General features: G+C 61.4%; 12 protein-coding genes. 6 read left to right on the forward strand and 6 right to left on the reverse strand.

The window, feature by feature from the left end:
* Positions 1 to 9: 9 nt before the first annotated feature.
* Positions 10 to 1530 carry an extracellular solute-binding protein gene (locus tag EXY20_RS13240; RefSeq protein WP_135551709.1) on the reverse strand — a complete coding sequence of 507 codons (1521 nt, stop codon included), beginning with the start codon at positions 1528 to 1530 and terminating at the stop codon, positions 10 to 12.
* 37 nt (positions 1531 to 1567) lie between these two features.
* Positions 1568 to 2659: an SGNH/GDSL hydrolase family protein gene (locus tag EXY20_RS13245; RefSeq protein WP_135551711.1), complete on the reverse strand. Its 1092-nt coding sequence runs from the start codon at positions 2657 to 2659 to the stop codon at positions 1568 to 1570.
* Between the two features lie 206 nt (positions 2660 to 2865).
* Between EXY20_RS13245 and EXY20_RS13250 the strand changes: the two genes are divergently transcribed.
* Together EXY20_RS13250 and EXY20_RS13255 are read left to right on the forward strand one after the other, a co-directional pair.
* Entirely contained in the window at positions 2866 to 4542 is a 1677-nt protein-coding gene (locus EXY20_RS13250; protein ID WP_135551713.1) for an FAD-dependent oxidoreductase, read from the forward strand.
* Between the two features lie 38 nt (positions 4543 to 4580).
* Positions 4581 to 5642: a Gfo/Idh/MocA family protein gene (locus EXY20_RS13255; RefSeq protein WP_135551715.1), complete on the forward strand. Its 1062-nt coding sequence runs from the start codon at positions 4581 to 4583 to the stop codon at positions 5640 to 5642.
* 743 nt (positions 5643 to 6385) lie between these two features.
* On the opposite strand, the gene EXY20_RS13260 is transcribed toward EXY20_RS13255, so the two are convergent.
* The 4 genes from EXY20_RS13260 to EXY20_RS13275 all read right to left on the reverse strand — a co-directional run bounded on the left by EXY20_RS13260 (position 6386) and on the right by EXY20_RS13275 (position 10840).
* The gene (locus EXY20_RS13260) at positions 6386 to 7237 is read right to left on the reverse strand and encodes a Gfo/Idh/MocA family oxidoreductase (RefSeq protein ID WP_135551717.1); all 852 of its coding nucleotides are present in this window, start codon (positions 7235 to 7237) and stop codon (positions 6386 to 6388) included.
* A 114-nt stretch (positions 7238 to 7351) separates the two neighbouring features.
* Positions 7352 to 8887 (reverse strand): extracellular solute-binding protein, encoded by a 1536-nt coding sequence (locus tag EXY20_RS13265; RefSeq protein ID WP_135551719.1) that lies wholly within the window; start codon positions 8885 to 8887, stop codon positions 7352 to 7354.
* Between the two features lie 99 nt (positions 8888 to 8986).
* Positions 8987 to 9895, reverse strand: coding sequence for a carbohydrate ABC transporter permease (locus EXY20_RS13270; protein WP_135551722.1), 909 nt, complete (start codon positions 9893 to 9895; stop codon positions 8987 to 8989).
* A gap of 39 nt (positions 9896 to 9934) precedes the next feature.
* Positions 9935 to 10840, reverse strand: coding sequence for an ABC transporter permease (locus tag EXY20_RS13275; RefSeq protein ID WP_135551977.1), 906 nt, complete (start codon positions 10838 to 10840; stop codon positions 9935 to 9937).
* 711 nt (positions 10841 to 11551) lie between these two features.
* Between EXY20_RS13275 and EXY20_RS13280 the strand changes: the two genes are divergently transcribed.
* The 4 genes from EXY20_RS13280 to EXY20_RS13295 all read left to right on the forward strand — a co-directional run bounded on the left by EXY20_RS13280 (position 11552) and on the right by EXY20_RS13295 (position 19538).
* On the forward strand, positions 11552 to 14431 hold the full coding sequence (locus EXY20_RS13280) for a YbhB/YbcL family Raf kinase inhibitor-like protein (protein WP_135551724.1): 2880 nt from the start codon (positions 11552 to 11554) through the stop codon (positions 14429 to 14431).
* A 246-nt stretch (positions 14432 to 14677) separates the two neighbouring features.
* On the forward strand, positions 14678 to 16504 hold the full coding sequence (locus EXY20_RS13285) for an AfsR/SARP family transcriptional regulator (RefSeq protein ID WP_167859203.1): 1827 nt from the start codon (positions 14678 to 14680) through the stop codon (positions 16502 to 16504).
* Positions 16501 to 18105 (forward strand): PP2C family protein-serine/threonine phosphatase, encoded by a 1605-nt coding sequence (locus EXY20_RS13290; protein WP_135551728.1) that lies wholly within the window; start codon positions 16501 to 16503, stop codon positions 18103 to 18105. Before EXY20_RS13285 ends, EXY20_RS13290 begins: the two co-directional genes overlap by 4 nt.
* The gene (locus EXY20_RS13295) at positions 18102 to 19538 is read left to right on the forward strand and encodes a PP2C family protein-serine/threonine phosphatase (RefSeq protein ID WP_135551730.1); all 1437 of its coding nucleotides are present in this window, start codon (positions 18102 to 18104) and stop codon (positions 19536 to 19538) included. The genes EXY20_RS13290 and EXY20_RS13295 overlap by 4 nt, the downstream gene beginning before the upstream one ends.
* Positions 19539 to 19550 lie beyond the last annotated feature (12 nt).

The raw sequence follows: 19550 nt of genomic DNA on the forward strand, positions 1-19550 counted from the left end.
CGTCTCCCGTCAATTCCCGCCCGTCCGGCCCGCCGCCCGCCACCATTCGTTCACCTCGCCGGTAATTTCGTCGCCTCCGGCTTCCTTCCACTTCTTCACGAACGAATCGAATTCGCCGAGCGGACTTAAGCCGGCGACGATTTTCGTAAACGTCTCTTCCTGCAGCTTCGTCAGCTTCACCAGATGTTTGCCCATCGCGGGCGTTGGCGGGCCGCCGAACCGATTCGGCATCAGGTTGGCGTCAATTTGCCGCACATTGTCGTAAAGCCGGTATTGCGCGCCGAGCGCTTCCAGCCGGTTCTTCGTAATGAGCGGGTCGGCAATGTCGGCGAGCGCGCCGTAAATGCCGCGGTAGCCTTGCTTCGAATGCGCTTCGAAATTGATCCGCAGCTTGCCGTCCGCTTCCGCTTGCCAGACGTCGTTCTCGAAGCCGAGCTTCAGCGTCTTGAACCCGGGGCCGGCGATAAAATCGAGCAGCTTGACGACGTCCTCGGCGCGGCGGCTTTTGATCGGCACCACATTGTAGGAACGGACGACGGCAATTTCGTACACGCCTTTGCCTCCGGGTCCGACGGGATATTCGAGCGGCACCCAGACGGCCGACGGATCGTTTTTCGCGCTCTGGGCGATATACGACCGGGTATCGGACCAGGCCGCCGAATAAAGGCCGACTTTGCCCGTCGCCACCTTGTCGCCGAGCACCTCGATCGTGTTCAGCGGAAATTCCGGATCGAGAATGTCGCGTTCGTACAAGTCGTGCAAATACGCCAGCGCCTGTTTCATTTCCGGCAAAATGCCGGCATAAGCCAGCTTGCCGTCGCGTTCGTACCAGGCGTTCATCTGCGTGCCGAACGCGCCGAGAAACGGCGACGTGCGCCCGAACCGTTCGACGATCGACAAGCCGTACGTGTCGTCGATGCCATTGCCGTCCGGATCGTTCCTGGCGAACGCCTCCATTACTTTCGTATATTCGGCAATCGTGCGCGGCGGCTGCAAGCCAAGCTTGTCCAGCCAATCCTTGCGCACGTAGACGATTTCCGTGCCTTGCACTTCGTTGAGGCTTGGAATCGCATAAATGCTGCCGTCGACGGTCACGTTGTCCCAGGCTTCCTGCGGGATGTACTTCTTCAGGTTGGCGCCATACTTGTCGATCGCGTCGTTAAGCGGCGTCAGCGCCTGCTGGTTGACATAGTTCATGAACCACGAAGGGTTGCTCGTATTAAGCAGATCGGGCGGTTCTCCCGAAGTCATGATGACGTTCAGCCGCTCGTCATAGCCGTTCAGCGGCGGAAGCGTCACGTTGACCCGAACGCCGGTGTTTTTTTCGATGTAATCGAGGTAGGGGTTGGCGTTTTCGTCCATGCCCGCCGGGAACGTTTGGCCGAGGCTGTTGACGACGATGCGAATCGCCGCACTCCCCTCGCCCGCCGCTTCGTTCCGTCCGTTTCCGCCGGAGCCGGGGCTGCAGCCGGAGACGATGAAGCCCGCGGCAACAAACAGTATGACGGTTTTGGCCCAGCGCCTCTTCATCTCCCGACTCCCCTTTCGCGTTCCGTATCACGCTCTTTTAGCCGCCAACGATTTCCTTGAGCACCGGCGTCAGCCCATCGGCCATGCGCAGAAAGCCGAGATCGGTCGGATGAACGCCGTCCACCGTGCATTCTTCCGCCCCGTCCCCGAGCAGCAAGTCGCCGTCATAAAAATAAATGTTGCCGTCGCCCGCCTGCCGTCTGCGCTCGACCTCGCCTTGCTGGATTCGCTTGCGCTCTTCGTGCGTCCGCGCTCCTTCCGGATTGAACGCATCGTGCGAATAGGTGATCCGCGACACGATAAGAATCGGCGTCAGCGGATGCTTCTCGCGGTAGATCGATACGAAGTCGGGCAGCGTCTTCGCCAGCAGCTCCGTCGAAACGCAGTTGGCTTCGTAGTCGAGCACGAAGCACGCCGGATCGGCAATTTGCGCGCACAGCCGGGCGAGCTCGGGTTCGCCCTTGCCGCTGCCGGAGAAGCCGAGATTGACAAATTCCAGGTTGATGCGCCGCGACATAATATTCGGATACGCCATGCCCGGACGCATCGCGCAGCCGCCTTGCGTAATGGACGTGCCGTAGATGACGATTTTGCGCTCGTTGTCGTAGGCGGGCGGCGATGCGACGATTGCCCCGGGGTCAAGCCCAATCCATACTTCCTCCACGCCCTGGTAAAGCGGCATATTCAGCGTCACCAGTCGGGTGCGGCGCTCGTGATCGGCGAACAGGACGCATTCGTATTCCGTCAGTTGGTGATTGTAGCGGGTCGTGCTGCAATACCGGTTGTCGATGTAGCAATCGAAGCCGCATTGCCCCGTGGCCGGCATATGATACATGTTCGCCGGACCGGCCAGCTTCACTTTGAGCGACAGTTTGCCCGTATTCGTCAGGAAACGAATTTGGCCGCCCGCGGTACAGTTCGCCAATTGATCGACCGCATCCGGAATCGTCCATTCCGGTTTGGACGGCAGCCGGCGATAACGCGCTTCTTCGCGCAACCAGCCGAAGCCGGAGATCTGAAACGGCTGCTCCTGCGGCGAATGCCACACCACATCGTTTTCCTGCGTCTGCTGCACCCGCATGTTGGCATCCAATTGCGTTGCGTTGACTCCCGAACGTTCCTTCGCCATGACCGTAGCCTCCATCATTTCATCTTATTCCGATTCCGCGCGGCCGCCTAGAGGGCGGATCGATTTCCCAGCCGCACCGCATGCGCCCGATAGCGGATGAATTCGTCCGCTTGCCGGCTATTCCTGCCGGCTCCGGGAACAGTAGTTATGAGAGTACCAAAAGAAGTCATCGTCCTCCGCTGTAGCGCCGCTTTCGCTATATTACAATGGGAAAAGCGCATCGGTCTACCGCAATTCGGCGGCAGCATCCGATTCATCCGCAAAACCTTTCAGGAGGCGATGAACCGTTGGCTCAATCGAACGAACGACAACCGCAGGAACGCCGCGCCGACATCGCGATTATCGGCGGCGGGACGGGCGGCTGCGCCGCGGCGCTGGCCGCCGCCGAGTCCGGCAAAACCGTCATCATGACCGAAGAAACCGACTGGATCGGCGGTCAATTGACCAGCCAGGCCGTTCCGCCGGATGAACATCCCTGGATCGAACAATTCGGCTGCACCCGCACCTACCGGCAATTTCGCGACGGGGTGCGCGATTACTACCGCCGCCTGTTCCCGCTGACAAGCGAAGCCCGTTCGCGCGCCGCGCTCAACCCCGGCAACGGCAGCGTCTCGCGGCTGTGCCACGAACCGCGCGCGGCGCTTGCCGTGCTGCAGGACATGCTGGCGCCTTATGTTTACAGCGGCCGGCTGACGATCCTGACCCGGCATCGCGCTGTCGCCGCCTCCGTCGACGGCGACGACATTCGTTCGGTGACGGTGCGTGACGCCGGCACCGGCCTACTGACGACCATCGCCGCGGCGTATTTCCTCGACGCGACAGAATGCGGCGACCTGCTGCCGCTCGCCGGGGCGGAATACGTCACCGGCGCCGAATCGTTCGCCGAAACCGGCGAGCCGCACGCGGTACAGGGCGAGCCGCTGCCGCAGGACATGCAGGGCTTTACGTACTGCTTCGCGATGGATTACATCCCGGGCGAAGACCATACGATCGAACGGCCGGAGCGCTATGAGTTCTGGCGGCAGTACAAGGCCGATTTTTGGCCGGACAAGCTGCTCAGCTGGACCGGCGTGCGCCCGCATACGCTGGAGCCGGTTACGTACGAACTTTTTGAAGGAACGGACAAATTTTCGCTGTTCGGCTACCGGCGCATCGTCGACAAGCGCAACTTTGCGGACGGCTTCTACCCCGGCAGCGTTACGCTGGTCAACTGGCCGCAGAACGATTATTGGCTCGGCTCGGTCATCGACGTCAGCGACGAAGAGCGCGAGCGGCACCTGTACGACGCGAAGCAGCTCAGCTTGTCGCTGCTGTACTGGCTGCAGACGGAAGCGCCGCGGCCGGACGGCGGCCAGGGCTACCCGGGGCTGCGGCTTCGCAAGGATGTCGTCGGCACCGACGACGGTCTGGCGATGTATCCGTATATTCGCGAATCGCGGAGGATCAAGGCCGAATTCACCGTGCTCGAGCAGCACGTGGCTACCGCCTGCCGACCGGACGGCAAAGCGGAAACGTTCGACGACTCTGTCGGCATCGGCTGCTATCGAATCGACCTGCACCCCAGCACGGGCAACCGCCACTATATCGACATCTCTTCACTGCCGTTCCAAATTCCGCTCGGTTGCCTGATTCCGATCCGGCTGAACAACCTGCTGGCCGCCTGCAAGAACATCGGCGTCACGCACATTACGAACGGCTGCTACCGGCTCCATCCGGTCGAATGGAACATCGGCGAAGCGGCGGGCCACCTGGCCGCAGGCTGCATCGACCGCGGCTTGTCTCCCCGCGGCTTGCGCGGAAGCGAGCCTGAGCTGCGCGCGTTCCAGCGCCGGCTGACCGCAAGCGGCATCGAGCTCGCCTGGCCGGCGACCCGGCCGGTGTAACATCATCTTTTCCAAACAAACAAGGAGAGTTGCCTATTATGAACAAAGTACGCATCGCCGTCATCGGCGCCGGCTCCATATCCGACATGCATCTGCGGTCATACCAGAACAACGGGGAAGCGGAGCTTGTCGCCATCTGCGATCTGAACGAGGAGCGCGCCCGGGCGAAAGCCGACAAATACGGCATCGGCCGCGTCTATACCGATTACAGGGAGCTGCTGGCCAGCGCCGATATCGACGCGGTGAGCATCTGCACCTGGAACAACAGCCACGCGCCGATCTCCATCGCCGCGCTCGGAGCGGGCAAACACGTGCTGACCGAAAAGCCGCTGTGCAAAACGGTGGCGGAAGCGCTGGAAGTGGAAGCCGCGGCACTCCGCTCCGGCAAAACGCTGCAGGTCGGCTTCGTCCGCCGCTACGCCTCGAATACGGGCATCGTCAAATCGTTCCTCGACAACGGCGAGCTTGGCGACATTTATTATGCCAAAGCTTCCTGCATCCGCAGACTCGGCAATCCGGGCGGCTGGTTTTCCGACATTGATCGGTCCGGCGGCGGGCCGCTGATCGACGTTGGCGTCCATGTGATCGATCTTTGCTGGTATTTGATGGGACGGCCGAAAGTGAAGTCGATTTCCGGCAACACGTACAAGCGGCTCGGCAACCGCGTCAACGTGCGCAACCTTGCCTACTACAAAGCCGCCGACTACGATGCGACGAACAACACGGTTGAGGATATGGCCAATGCGATGATCCGCTTCGAGAACGGCGCCTCCCTGCTCGTCGACGTCAGCTTCACGCTGCACGCCAAGGAAGATGAACTGACCGTCAAGCTGTACGGCGACAAAGGCGGCGCGGAGCTCGAGCCGAAGCTTGCCATCGTCACCGAAAAATACGATACCATCCTCAACCTGACACCGCAAATCAACAACCTGTCGTTCGATTTCGTCGCCGGCTTCCAGGATGAAATCAACCATTTCATCGACGTTTGCCAAGGGCGCAAAGAGACGCTTTCCCCCGTACAGGACGGCGTCGAAATGATGAAAATTTTGTGCGGCGTTTACGAATCGAGCGAAAAAGGCGAAGAAATTCGCTTCTTGTAATTGGTGTGGCGCGTGAAGCGCAACCAAGCTCACGCTTCAGCCGCTGCGCGGAAGGGCTGCTCCGATCGCTTGTAGTTTTCGGATGCCGAGAATCAAATGGGGCCAAGGGAACCAAAGGCGAACGCAGCCTAATCACCCGAAGCCGCTTTCTTACAGGAAGCGCTCCGCTTCTCCAGAGCAGCGCTTCCGCTTCGCTGCTTCGTAAACGAGCGGTACTCGCACGCTGTTGCAAAGAGCAAACCCTGACGAGCCGCCCCCTGAGTGGCCCGACTGATTGCTCGGCAACCCAAATAGCCCATGAAAAATGGCCTATTTGAACCATTTCGGGTGCCTCGTCGGAAATAGCCAGTGGAAACACTGGTTATTTGCCCCGGATTGCCTTTAAATAGGCATTTCATATGAAATAGCCAGTGAAATCACTGGCTATTTCGTATGAACGGCCCGTTTTTGGCGAAATAGGCAATAAAACATGGCCTATTTTGCAAGGTGTTCGTTGGCGGATGGGAGTGGCGCGCCATCGTGCGAAGAATTCGGAAAACATGAAGCGATCGGAATCCCAACCCTCACGCGCTCACTCAGCGTCCGCCGCGGCCTTATGCAACGCGTTTAGCGCATGTTTCATGCGCTGCAGCACATCTAAACATGGATATTTATACCATTATCAATTAGGAAATAGATTCTTTACAAACGAAAATAGCGCCACTCCACGGGCGGGAATGGCGCTATTGTTGCGCGTGCCAAATCTATTTCGCCACGGCGATCCACTCGAACGGAGCGGCCGCTGCCTTCTCGCCGGCTTCGAGGACAGCTGCAATCGCCAGCGTTTCCTCCTTCGCAACCGGCGGTTCGCCGCCGTCGAAAAACTCAACCAGCTTCGCGATGAACGCGGCGAAAAAGTCCGACTGCACGGTCACAAACGCCGACTTCCCGCCGCCTTCCGCTGCCGTGCCGTGAAACGCCATGCCGAACGGACAACCGTCGCCGTACAGATGCATCGTCGCCTGGCGGCCGTCCGCGAACCCGATCACAAGCGCGGGCGTATCCGCCGTTCCCGTCCACATGACCCGCTCGGCTCCCGTTCCGAGCAGCGCCACGATCGGCTCTGCCTGGTGTACGGCGTAATTGCCGTATTTGCCCGGTCCGAAGCTGAGCACCGAACCGACCCCGGCCATGTCCAGCGCGCCGTATTCGGCCGCGTAGCGCAGCGCCGACGTCGAATACATCGGCGTGCCGTGCGCTTCCGCCAGCGCAAACAACCGCTTCGCCGTCGCCAGATCCGGAGCGAACGTCTTATCCACAAACACCGGCTTGCCCGACCGAAGCGGCAGCTGCGACAGCTCCTCGTGGTATTCCGGATTGTCCGGCGACAGCACGACCAGCGCGTCGCAGCGCTCCACGACTTCCGCGATCGAATCGAGCAGCGTAATGCCCTTGCGCTCGCACCATTCGGCGTTGCTCGGCCGGCCCGGCACATTCGCCAGACCGTACGCGTACGCCACCTTCATCCTCCCGGCCGACGCCTCCTCAATCCATGCCGGGTACTTCTCCGCATGCCATTCGTTTAAATAGTAATCGATAAAGCCGATGGTAATCATGATGCTCCTCCTTCAATTCAACCGTCGATTGTACTGTCCGATCCATTTTACACCGCCTCCCCCTCCCGGGGCAAAACAATCCCCCGCGGCGCACAGCCGCGAGGGGAACGGAGCTTATTTGTTCGAAGCGTACCACTCGTTGGCGGCTTTCGTCATTTCGTCTCCGCCTTCGGCTTTCCATTGCGCCAGGAACTTGTCGTAGTTTTCCAGAGGCTCGGCGCCGGTAATGTACTTCAGGAACGTGTCTTCCATCAGCTTCTGCAGCTTCTGGCTGTATTTGCCGATCGCTTCGAGCGGCGGCGCAAACGCCAGCGGATCGAGCTGCGTGCTGCCTTTGGCCATATCCTGGATCTTCGTGAACGCATCGGTCAGGATCGGATCCTTGCGCACGCGGGCTTGCCAGTAGATCGGGTAGTTCGTTTCGTCGACGCCGGTCAGGAACGTGGAGGCGTTGTTATATTCGTCGTTGAATTTCGGCAAAATCGGGAAGAAGTTGCCGTTCTCGACTTTGTAATGCACGCCTTCCTTGCCGATCGCCGCTTCCTTGAAGATTTCCTTGTCCAGCTTCAAGTCCAGATACTTGATGATTTCCTCTTTGTTGTCCGCCCATTTCGGAATGCCGACGTAGAAGCTGATGCCGGCTGTGCCCATGACGTGCGGCTTGCCGTCGTCGCCGTTGATGAACGGCAAATACGTAATTTTGGCGTTCGGCGTGTTTTTCAGCAGCGCGTTCTGTACGGTCGGCGCATTGGCCCAGTTGTTCGAGATCATTGCCGCTTTGCCGCTCGTAAAGTTTTCGATCACTTTGTTCGACTGATTGATGGACCATTCCTGGTCGATCAGCTTCTCGCTGTACAGCTTCTTCATGAACTCGAGGTATTTCTTCATGTTCGGGTTTTCTACCGCGTTCACGAGCTTGCCGTTTACATCCTGCCAGCCGGTGTTTGTGGACACATTCGTGATGCCGAACGTCGGGAGAATTTCCGGCACGAGCGGGGTTTTGCCGCCGGACAACGGAATAACGTTTTTCTTTTCTTTCAACGTTTTCAGCACGTTGTACAGTTCGTCGCGGTTCGTCGGCGCCTTCAGGCCGAGCTCGTCCATCCAGTCCTGGCGGACGATCAGGTCCGAGTTGACGGTCGTACCCGAGCCGGTTTGCGGAATGCCGTAAATTTTGCCGTTCAGCTTCGCGCCGTTCCACGATTTTTGCGAAATGACGTTTTTCATGTTCGTGCCGTACTTGTTGACGAGCTCGTCAATCGGCTCCAGCGCGCCGGACGAAGCCAGCTTCGAATATTGCGTGGCTCCGAGCAGCATGAACGAATAGTTTTCTTTGCTCGACATGAGCAGGTTCAGCTTGTCGTCCGGATTTTCGACCGGCAGCATGTCGTAGGTGACTTTATAGCCGGTTTTTTCGTTCAGGAACTTGGCGACGACTTCGGCGTTCGGATCGAAGCGGCCGTATTGCAGCAGCGCCTTGAATTCCGGCTTCGGCTTGTTCGGCGTTGCGGATGCGGATGCGCTTGGCGACGTCGATGCGGAAGGCGAAGCGGAGCTTGCGTTTTTGTCGCTGCCGCCGTTGCCGCAGGCGGCGACGACCGCCGCCAGCGTCGTGACGGACAGGACGGTGAGCAAAGATTTTTTTACCATGGTTGAGCGGGACCTCCCTGAATGTTGTGATTGCTTGCTGCCAGGATGAAGCGGGACATCGTTTGCCGCACCACCTCCTCTCCAAGGGGCATGCCGCCCTCAGCCTTTGACGGAACCGACCAGCACGCCCTTGACGAAATACTTCTGCAGAAACGGATACACGAGCACGATCGGCACGGTCGCGAGGATGATCGACGCGGCCTGGATCGACTGCGGCGACACGTTCAGCGAAGCGTCGATGTTCGTCCGCAGGAACGTATCCGTCGAAGAAACGAACAGTTCCTTCAAATACAGCTGCAGCGGCTTCAGATGCGCGGAGTTGATGTAAATGAGCGCCGTAAAATAGTCGTTCCAGAAAAATACCGCGTAAAACAGCCCGATCGTCGCCAGCACCGGCAGCGATAACGGCAGCATGATGCGGAACAATATCGTCAGGTTGCTCGCCCCGTCGATTTTGGCCGATTCCTCCAGTCCGTCGGGAAGCGTTTCAAAATAACTTTTGACGATCAGCATGTTGTACACGTTGATCATGAATGGAAGGAACAGCACCGGCAGCTTGTTGATCAGCTCCAGGTTGTTCATCAGCAGGTACGTCGGGATGAGGCCGCCGCTGAACAGCATCGTAAACAAGTACAGCAGGATAAAAAACTTGCGTCCCCGCAGCCGCGGCTTGGACAGCGGGTAAGCGGCGAGCGTCGTCATGATCAGCGCCAGCGCCGTGCCGGCCACCAAGACCGTTACGGACATGCCGAACGCATGCAGAAACTGCGAGTTGCTGGCGACATAACGATACGTGCCGAATTGAAAATCGACCGGCAGCAGCGTCACCATTCCCGATACGACCGCCGCCTCGCTGCTGAGCGATTTGGCGATCAGGTTGACGAACGGAAACAGCGTCGACAACCCGAGCAACACGAATACGGTGTAATTGAAAACCGTGAATATTTTTTCCGGCACCGAGGTGCGGATGGCGCGGCTCCGCTTCGACCGGGCGGTTGTCGTGCTCATGATGGTCTTCCTCCTTCGTGGCCTGTCCCCGGCGGGCTTCTACCAGATGCTGCGCCCGAACAGCTTGCGGGAGAGCGCGTTGCCCGAAATAATCAGCATAAAAGCGACGACCGATTCGAACACGCCGACGGCGGTCGAGAAGCTGTAATCCTGGTCGCCCAGGCCGACGCGAATCACGTACGTGCCGATGACGTCGGCGACGTTGTACACGCTCGGGTTGTACATGACGAGAATTTGTTCCGTACCCGCTTCGAGCACATAGCCCAGGCGCAAGATGAACATGAGCAGGATGATCGGCACGAGACCCGGCAGCGTGATGTGGACGATTTGTTTCCACCTGCTTGCGCCGTCGATTTTGGCCGCTTCGTACAGTCCCGGGTCGATGCCCGCCAGCGCCGCCAAATAGACGATCGTGCTCCAGCCGGTTTCCTTCCAGCCCGCCGTCGACACGAGCACGGTGCGGAAGATGTCGCTGTCGAGGAAAAAACGAATCGGTTCGCCGCCCAGGCTGACGATAAATTTGTTGACGATGCCGCCGTTGGTCGACAGGAGGTCGATGAACAAGCCGCTTACGATGACCCAGGACAGAAAGTGAGGCAAGTAAACGACCGTCTGTACGCTGCGCTTGAACCACATGGACCTCAGCTCGTTCAACATGATCGCGATGATGATCGGCAGCGGGAACAGGAACACGATTTTGTACACGGAGATGACGAGCGTATTGCGAAACACCTGCAGAAAGCTGTCCGACGAGAACAAATGGTTGAAATGCTTCCAACCTACCCAGGGGCTTGCCGCCACGCCGTCGAAAATGTTGAAATCCTTGAACGCGATGACGATGCCGTACATGGGCGTATACTTGAACAGCAGCAGAAACGCGATGCCAGGGATCAGCGCGATGTACAAATCCCAGTCTTTGCGAATATCGGCCAGCAGCCTCCGCATCGCGCCCCTGCCCGCCGCAAGCTCCGGTCTGGCGCCGCCATTCGCAGCCGCATTACCTTTCACGGTGCTTCCTCCTTCTTGCTGTGCGTCTGAAAACAAGTGTATCACCGAACGAATTTTTGCGAATTGGACGACGATTGCTTGTTTTGGTACTTTCATTTGTTTGTGCGAATGCGCAATCGCCTGCAAACAGGGCTGATTCCGAAAAGCCCCCTCTCCCCCCAATGTTGTCAGGTTAACGCGGAATAACAAGGGAATGGCGAAATAAGCAGGTTTTTCCGGCTTATTTGAATGGTTTCCCCAAAGTCGTTCGTTTGAGCGCGATGGCGATGGTGATGTTGGCGAGGGGCTGACATTCGTTATCCACCGTTAATCGACAGCCTCTGTTTATGGCCTATTTCGCCCCCAACCGAACGATGAGGCTAGGGAAACACACTCCTGTGGCACCAATGCTGGCTCGGCAATGACAGGGAACGTTGTCGCTTGAGCCAGGCCCGCATTCCCCCTCCTCTGGAGCGGAACAACCCGTATGTTAAGCAGCAATCGCTTAACTGACAACATTGCCTCTCCCTCCCCCGCCTCTCTCCGCTTTCATGCGGCCAAGTGCCACTGTCACACCGAGGTGTAAAATTTTTGTCAAATGCGTCGGCTAAAGTGAAAGCAACCCGGAAGCAAGCGGGGAAAACAGACGATGGGAACGGAGGAACTGCCATGTTGGCAAAAGCGAAGCGCGTCGGCGCAGCCGTGCTCGTATCGCTCGGCGTGCTGGGCGCCGCCGCAAACGGATACGGCGCCGCCCCGGCGGAAACCGGAGCGTCGATTCCGGCGACAAACAAGCCGGTCGCGGCGTTTGCGGACGTTAGCGGACACTGGGCGGAGAAGACGATCGACCGGTGGGCAAACAAAGGGCTGATTGATGGATACGAGGAGGCGGCGTTTCGACCGGATCTTCCCGTGAGCCGCGGCGAATGGATGGCGCTCGTCAACCGTTCGTTCGGCTACGGGGCCGCGGCCGATGTCGGGTTCGCCGACCTGAAGGCCGGCGATTGGGCGTACGAAGACGTGCGCAAGGCGGTCAAGGCCGGTTATGCCGAAGGGTACGAGGACGGCACAATCCGCTGGAACCAGCCGGTCAACCGCCAGGAAGCTGCCGTTATGCTCGCGCGGCTGCTGCGGCTGGACGGCGCGGCCGAAGCAGTCGCAGATTATGCCGATGCCGCCGACGTTGCGGCGTGGAGCGCCGGCGCCGTTGGCGCCGCAGCCCGCAGCGGAATGATGGAAGGCTACGAGGACGGTTCTTACCGGCCGACCCGTGCGATTACTCGTGCGGAAGCCGTCGTCGCGCTCGATCGGGCCGTGCTCCGGCATTCGCCGGTATATGACGAAGCCGGCGTTTACGGCCCGGCATCCGGCACCGCGTCAATAATCGGCAACGTGACGATTGCAGCCGGCGGGGTCACGCTGCGCAACACCGTGATCGCAGGCGACCTGCTGCTCGCCGAATCGATCGGCGACGGCGACGTGCTGCTCGACCGCGTCACAGTCAAAGGCGCTACGACGGTTCAAGGCGGCGGAGCGAACTCGGTTCATCTCCGCGACGCAGTGCTGGTGACCGTCATCGTCGACAAGAAAACCGGCGATGTGCGCATTGTCGCCGAAGGCGGCACATCCGTGCAGTCGGTCACCGTACAGTCCGGGGCCCGGCTGGAAACGGCCGACGAGGCCGGCGGCGCGTTCGGCGTCGTGCGGCTGTCGGAGCGGCTGCCGCAAGGCTCGCAGGTGACGCTGGCCGGCACCTTCGACAGCGTCGAAATTTCCTCGGCGGCGGTGCGGGTTGTCGTGCCGCAAGGCACGATCCGCCAGCTGACGACGGTGGAAGGCGCAGCCGGCGCCACGCTGGACCTTGGCGAAGCGGCGACGATTACCCGGCTCGTGCTGGAAGCGGCTCTGAGCGTGTTCGGCTCCGGCGCGATCGAAACGGCCGTTGTCGCCGACGGCGCTCGGCAATCGACGTTCGCAAGGGAGCCCGGCAAACGGGAGGACAGGAGCGGCGCCGCATCGCCTTCGCCGACAGCCAGCCCGTCGCCGTCGCCAAGCCCGGCTGCGACGACTCCGGGCGGGTCGAGCGGGTCGAATTCGCCGGGTCCCTCGGAGCCGGCGGCGGATACAACGGCGCCGACGCTATCCCGCACCACAACGGGCACCGTGTCGGTCGGCGATAATGTGTACGGGCAGAGCAACGAGGCGGGCACGCTGTATCTGGTGCCGAAAACCGCCTATACGTACGAGCCGCACCTGACCGCCATGTCGCAGCTCCCTTACGGCCAGCGCGTTACCGTAAGCGCCGGCGTGTACGCAAGCATCAATACAGCTGGCTTGTCCGCCGGCACTTATGTGATGTACGCCAAAGACAGCGCCGGCAACTTGTCCGCGCCTTCCGGCGATATTCGGCTCGAAGCGGCGTTTGCGCTCGTGTCGACCGCCTTCTCGGACGGCGGCGCCATCGGCCAAACTTATTCCCGGGGCGGCGGCAATATGAGCGTACCGCTCGCCTGGAGCAACGCGCCGGAAGGAACACGATCGTTTGCGCTGCTCATGTACGACACGCATCCGATCGCCGGCAACTTCATCCATTGGGCCGTCATCAACATTCCGGGCGACGCGACGACGCTGACCGCAAGCGTGGCAGGCGACTCGCTTCCTGGCGGCAGCACGCCGCTCGGCAACAATTCGAACCCGAACGAATCGGGTTACATCGGCCCGTACCCGCCGGCTTCGAACGATCCGGCGGGAGGCACGCACATCTACCGGTTCAAGCTGTTCGCCCTCGGCAACGAACAGGCGCTTGTCCCGGACGCCTTCGAAGCCATTATCGACGGTTGGATGAACGGGCATGTCGACAGCTTCGCCGCCGCATTCGGCGCCGACTTGCTGGCCGTCGCCGAGCTGAGCGGCACGTATTTCGCCCAGGCTGCTCAACTTCTGACGGGAGCGACGGCGAGCGCTGCGGAGGAGGCCGATTTTGCCACTCGGATCGCGTATACGCCGGCCGACGGCCATTCGCTGCGCGTGTCGGTCAGCAGCTTCTCCTTCACCGGCATGCAGCCGGAGCTGAACGCCGCGCCGCCCGAGCAGACGGTGCCTTATACGGCGGGAACGCCGATCACGGGGGTGCTGCCCGGCATGCATATCGGGCTGTACGAAGTCGACGGCGGCAACCGGGTCGTCAAGTTCGCCGACCTTGCGCTGGCCGAGGCGGACGTCCATACGATGCGGCTGGAATCGCTCGGGTCGACGCAATCGGAAGTAATGCTCTCCTTCACTCCGCCCGGCTTAAGCGGATTGAGCGAATGGACAAGCTTCCGAGTCGAATATTCCGCCGACGAAGGAGCGACCTGGCATGAGGCGACCATCGCGCTCCCGACCGATCCTCCGACCGTGCCGGCGCCTGTGATTACGTCGGCGTCGAATTCGGCTACCGTTTACATCCTTAGCCCGGATACGTCGTACCAGTTCCGGCTGGTCGCGGAGCTGTTCGGCGCCTCGGGCAGCTCGACCGTTTTAGTAAAACGCACCCTTCCCTCCTCCTGATGCCGCTCGCTCGGGCAACGCCATCCATCCGCCAGCAGCGGATGGATGGTTTTTATATGCATAAATAATGGATAACGAGACAGTCGATAAGCTGTAGGCTTGTTTCATGCGCTGCAGCTCCCGCTGGCTTAGCGCAGCGCATTTGGCGCATGTTTTCTTATTTTCCGACCGATAACAAGGATTCCCGGCATGCGCGTAGAAGTGGTATCGGGACAAGGATTACGGGCGACATCAGGAGGGAACGGCATGACCCCCGCCTATCACGACAGCCGGAAGCGCAAGCCGGAAACCATTCTGGAGGCTGAGCGCCTCCTGCTCTGCAGGGACGACCGGGCAGACTCCATTTGGGAGACGCTGCCTTACGATAGCATTGCCGCCTCCCCGCTGTTATCCGGAGCGTACGGCAGCAAGCTGCTGCGCGCCGGGCGGTTGGCGGAGGCCGGCGCCCTGCTCGCAAGCGCGATCAAAGGGCTTGCCGCGCTGCAGCTTCAAGCGCCGCTGCTGGCGGCCATGGCCGATTGCGCGCTGCTGCGGCTCAAAACGGGCGAACTGACGGAAGCCGGCACGCTGCTGCGCTTCCTCGCCGATCACTACGAACGCGGCGACGACGGCGAATCGGGGGCCGTGCCGCACGCGCTCGCCAAAGGCGCCCTGCTGCACGGCGATCCGCAGCGGCTCGACGGTTACGTTGCCGCCGCATTCGAACGATATGCCGCGTGCCGCGATCTCGCTTCGTACGGCGAGCTGCTGCTCGACCTGTGGACCGGACTCGTTGTCCCGGAACAGTTGCATCGCTGGGAACCGTACGCGAGCCGTGCGGAACAGATGATGCGGCTCCAACCGGGCCCGGCCGCGGCCGATTATCCCGCCTACCTGCTTGCCGCGGAACAGTTCCAAGGCGGCAACTGGCAGGAAGCGGCCGCGCGACTCGCCGCACTTGCGACAGCTCCGTTCGGCAGCTACTACGCCCATCTGGCGCGTATTTGGCATGCTCATGCCGCCATCCGCGCGGGCCGGGCTTGTCCGTCCGAGGAGTGGCGCGAGCTGGAACGGGCAATCGCCGCCCACGCCGCCGACCTGGAACTGCAATGCCGCTGGCAGCTCGCCTGCCATGCCCGGCATTGCTTTGCCGCCATTCCCGATGCGTCCGCAGCCGATGACGCGCTTCGCCGCGTCAGGACGCTCGTGTCGTGGCTGCCGCTGCCGCCGCTGATCCGCTCCTGTGCGGAAGCGGAGCGCGACCGACAGCCTATTGCCGCTCCCCCGGCGCCGGAGCGTCAAGCCGACAGCACCACCGCCGGCGACGATGATACCGAAGCCGCCGGCTGGAGCGTGCGTTGTTTCGGCCGGCTGTCGTTCGAACGCGGCGATTGCCGGATCGGGCCCATCCCCTGGAAGCGCAAAAAAACGCGCGAGCTGCTCGTTTATTTGTTGCTGCAGCCTCACTATGAAGCGCCCCGCGAACGCATTGCGGAAGCGTTGTTCGGCGACGTGCCGTTCGAAACGATTGCCGGGCCGCTGTATGCAGCGGTCCACCAATTGCGGCGTATCGGCCGCGACCGGCTCGGAACAGATCAGGCCGTTGCGATGAAAGAAGGCATGATCCGGCTCGATGAAACGATCGTCGGTTACCTGGATGTCGAGCATTATACGACGCTGTGGCGGGTAGGCGAACAACTGTGGCACGCGCGCGATCGCGACCTGGCGGCGGAGCTGTTCGAGCAGGCCGTTCCGCTGTATGGCGAGCTGGCGCCGGAAATTGCGGATGCCGACTGGCTTCACGCCGTGCGCGAGATGCTGCAGGAACGGCAAGCGACGATGCTGCAGCGGCTTGTCCGCCATGCGTCCGACTGCGGGGCGATCGAAGCCGCCGACGCGCACCTGGCCGAATGGCTGCGGCTACGGCCGCTGCAGGAAGAGGCGCATCAGGCGCAAATTGCGCGGCTCGCCGGCGCCGGACGACGCGAGGAAGCGCAGGCTTGGTTTCGCAAGTGGGAGCAGTTGTGCGAGCAAGAACTTGCGGCGCTGCCGCTGGCCGAAACGCGCCGGCTCGCCTTCGGTGCGCCGTCATGAACGATCCGCGCCGCGTGCTGCAGCGCAGGTTCGTTTGGTTATATGCGGCGTTCGGCGCCGCGTCCGTCGTATTCATGAACGGCTACAACGTCTGGGTCAGCGGTGCGCCATGGGCTCATGTTTTGCGAGTCGATTTCAAATTCGTGCTGTTGGCGCACGCCGTGCTTGTGGGTGCCTTGATCGGTTTTACTTCGTTTCGTTTCGCCGCGATTCGCATCCCGCTCGGCACACGGGACGCCGCAAGCGATCGCGACTCGCTGCGCAGACTCCTCGCGTTTCCGGGCGAGCTTGCGACCGTTGTCCTCGCCGGATCGCTGGCGTCTACCGCCGTTTACCACGTACTGGAGTTGTTCGTGCTCTATTTGCGGCCATACGACCTGATGACGTTTCGGCAAATCGTAATCGAGCTCGTGTATGGCCTAGCGGTTTCGCAACTGTTCCGCACAGCGGCGCGCATCATGATCCGGCCCTTCGCAGAACGAATCGCTTGCTCCGACCTGCAAGGCATCGCCGGCACAACGCTCGTGCGCCAGTGGCTGACGGCGCTCGCCAGCCTTTATATGCTGATCGTGCTTGCCTTGCTGTGGAGCGTCATCAACAAGGACGCGGACAACGGTTTCAACCGCCTGTTTGCGACGACGCTTGTCGGCTGCTGCGTACTGTTCGGGTATTTTGCGCTGCGAACGCTGGTTGCCGGACTGCTCGGCGAGCTGCGCGCGTTGACGCGGCGCCTGCGTTCCCTGCTTTCCGTTGTCGACGGGAAGCACGACACGATGCCGATTCTCGCCCGCGACGAAACCGGCGAGTTGGCAGAAGCGTTCAACAGCCTGCAGGCGCATATCGCCGACGGTTACCGCCAGCTGCAGGACGAGCTGGCGCTGGCGTATCGGGTGCAGCGCCATCTGCTGCCGCCGCGAACGCATGTCTGCGGCCCGTTCCGCATCGCCTGTGTCAGCGTGCCGGCAGGCGAGGTCGGCGGCGACGTGTACGACGTGCAGCCGCTGGACGAAGGCCGCTGCGCCGTCATGATCGGCGACGTCTCCGGCAAAGGACTGCCGGCTGCGCTCGTCACTTCGGCCGTCATTACATTGTTCCGCACGGCGGCGCTGGGCGGCGCATCGCCGGCGGACATGCTGGCGCAGCTCAACCGCGAGCTGACGGAAGCGCTCGGCGGCGACATGATGGTAACGCTCGGCGTCGGCGTGCTCGACAGCGGTGCGGCGTCGATCCGCTACGCCAGCGCCGGCCATTTGGCGCCTTACACGGTATTTGCCGGCACGGCGGTAATGCACGAGTTTCATTCGCTGCCGCTCGGCATCGATCCGGACGAACCTTATGCGGAGCGGACGATCGCGCTGCGGCCGGGCGAACAGTTCGTTTTGGTCACCGACGGCATCGTCGAGGCGGGCAACGCGGCGGGAGAAATGTTCGGCTTCGACGGGCTGGAGGATGTGTTGCGCCGACTCGATCCGGCGGCGGCGCCGGAAGAAGGAATCGAGGCGATCGAACGGGAACTGCCCGCAGACGGGCCGGCCCGCTACGCAGACGACCGGACAGTCGTCATCGTAGGGCGGTACAAGGAGGCGGATCGCAAGCGATGAGCGGATATTCCCTTTATAGCCGGCTGCTTGCTCTTTATGCGCTCGTCGCTGCAACCGGCATCGTGTTCATTTCCTGCTCCAACCTGCTCGTCCTGAATATCGCGTTCGCCGACCTGTTGACGTATTCCATCCCGGCAACCGGCGGCGGATGCGTTCTGTTCGCGGCGTTCCTGCAGACGCTCAGCTGGCGGCGTTTGCGGCGTTTCGCACCGCTGCTCCGCGAGCGGCGTGAAGCGCCGGCTTCGCCGGCCCTGCAGGCACAACGGCAGCTGGCGCTCGCGGAGCTGCAGCGCTTCCCGTCTGTCATCTTCGCCGCAACGCTTGCGTTTGCATTGCTGTTGTCGCTTGCTTACCATCTGTTGCAGGCAATACTGTTCGTCCCCGCGGAAGAGCGCTGGAGCCGCGGCACGTTGCTCGACTTTCTGTACATGATATTGTCGGAGCAGGCGCTTGCCCTGACGTTGGCGATTGTCGCCTACACGCTTCTGCGGCGGATGATGCGGCCCCATGTGCTGCGGCTGCGCTTCGCCGATACGGCAGGCATGCGCCGGACGGCGATCGCCGGGCCGTTCGTGCTCGCTTTTTTCTCCTGCCTGGCCATCGTGCTGATCGAAACGCTGCAGCATTTGCATGATCGCAGCGGCGAACCGATCCTCGTTCGTCCGCTGCTGGCTATGATCGCCATATACGCGCTGTTCTCCTTCGGTATCTTCGCCCTTCTCGCCTCCGGGTTGGGACGGGAGCTGCGCACCGTCATTGACGGCATGCGCGCATTGTCCGGCAAAATGCTGCCGCACCGGCTCGGCATCGTCCCGGTTGTGAACGGCGACGAGATCGGCCAACTGACCGAAGCGATCAACGCCGTGCAAGGGCAACTGGCGCTGCGGTACGAACGGCTGAACAAGGAATGGGAGCTGGCCCGCGCCGTGCAAGATCGGCTGCTGCCGCATGCGGCGCACACGGCCGGCGTTTGCCGGATCGCCGCGCGGCTGCGGCAGGACGGCGGCATCGGCGGCGACTGGTACGACGTCGTGCCGCTCGCTGCCGGACGTTTTGCCATTGCCGTCGGCCGCGCGCCCGGCAGCGGCATGCCGGCCGCACTGCTTATGTCGGCCGGGCTGCTGCTGCTCCGCCAGGAGCTGCGACAGGACGGGACGCCGCGCGACATGCTCGACCGGCTGGCGGCCAAGTTCGCCGCCGTCATGCAGGAGGATCGGGCCTACACCGTATGCGTTGCGGTACTGGACGCCGCAACGGGCGATGTGCAAGCTGCACGGTCGGACGGCAGCGGCGCCGAAAGCTGGCGGCTTGCCCCCGGCGAAAGCGTATCGCTCTTCGCCTCCGGCCGCATTCGCCGCATCGCCGCTGCCGGGCAAGCAGACGACGCCAACACCGACGAAACGGCGGTAGTCGTATTTTGCGAACAGCAGTAACTGCAAAATTTT

The sequence above is a fragment of the Paenibacillus cymbidii genome, from assembly GCF_004764705.1.
GTDB lineage: Bacteria > Bacillota > Bacilli > Paenibacillales > NBRC-103111 > Paenibacillus_AN > Paenibacillus_AN cymbidii.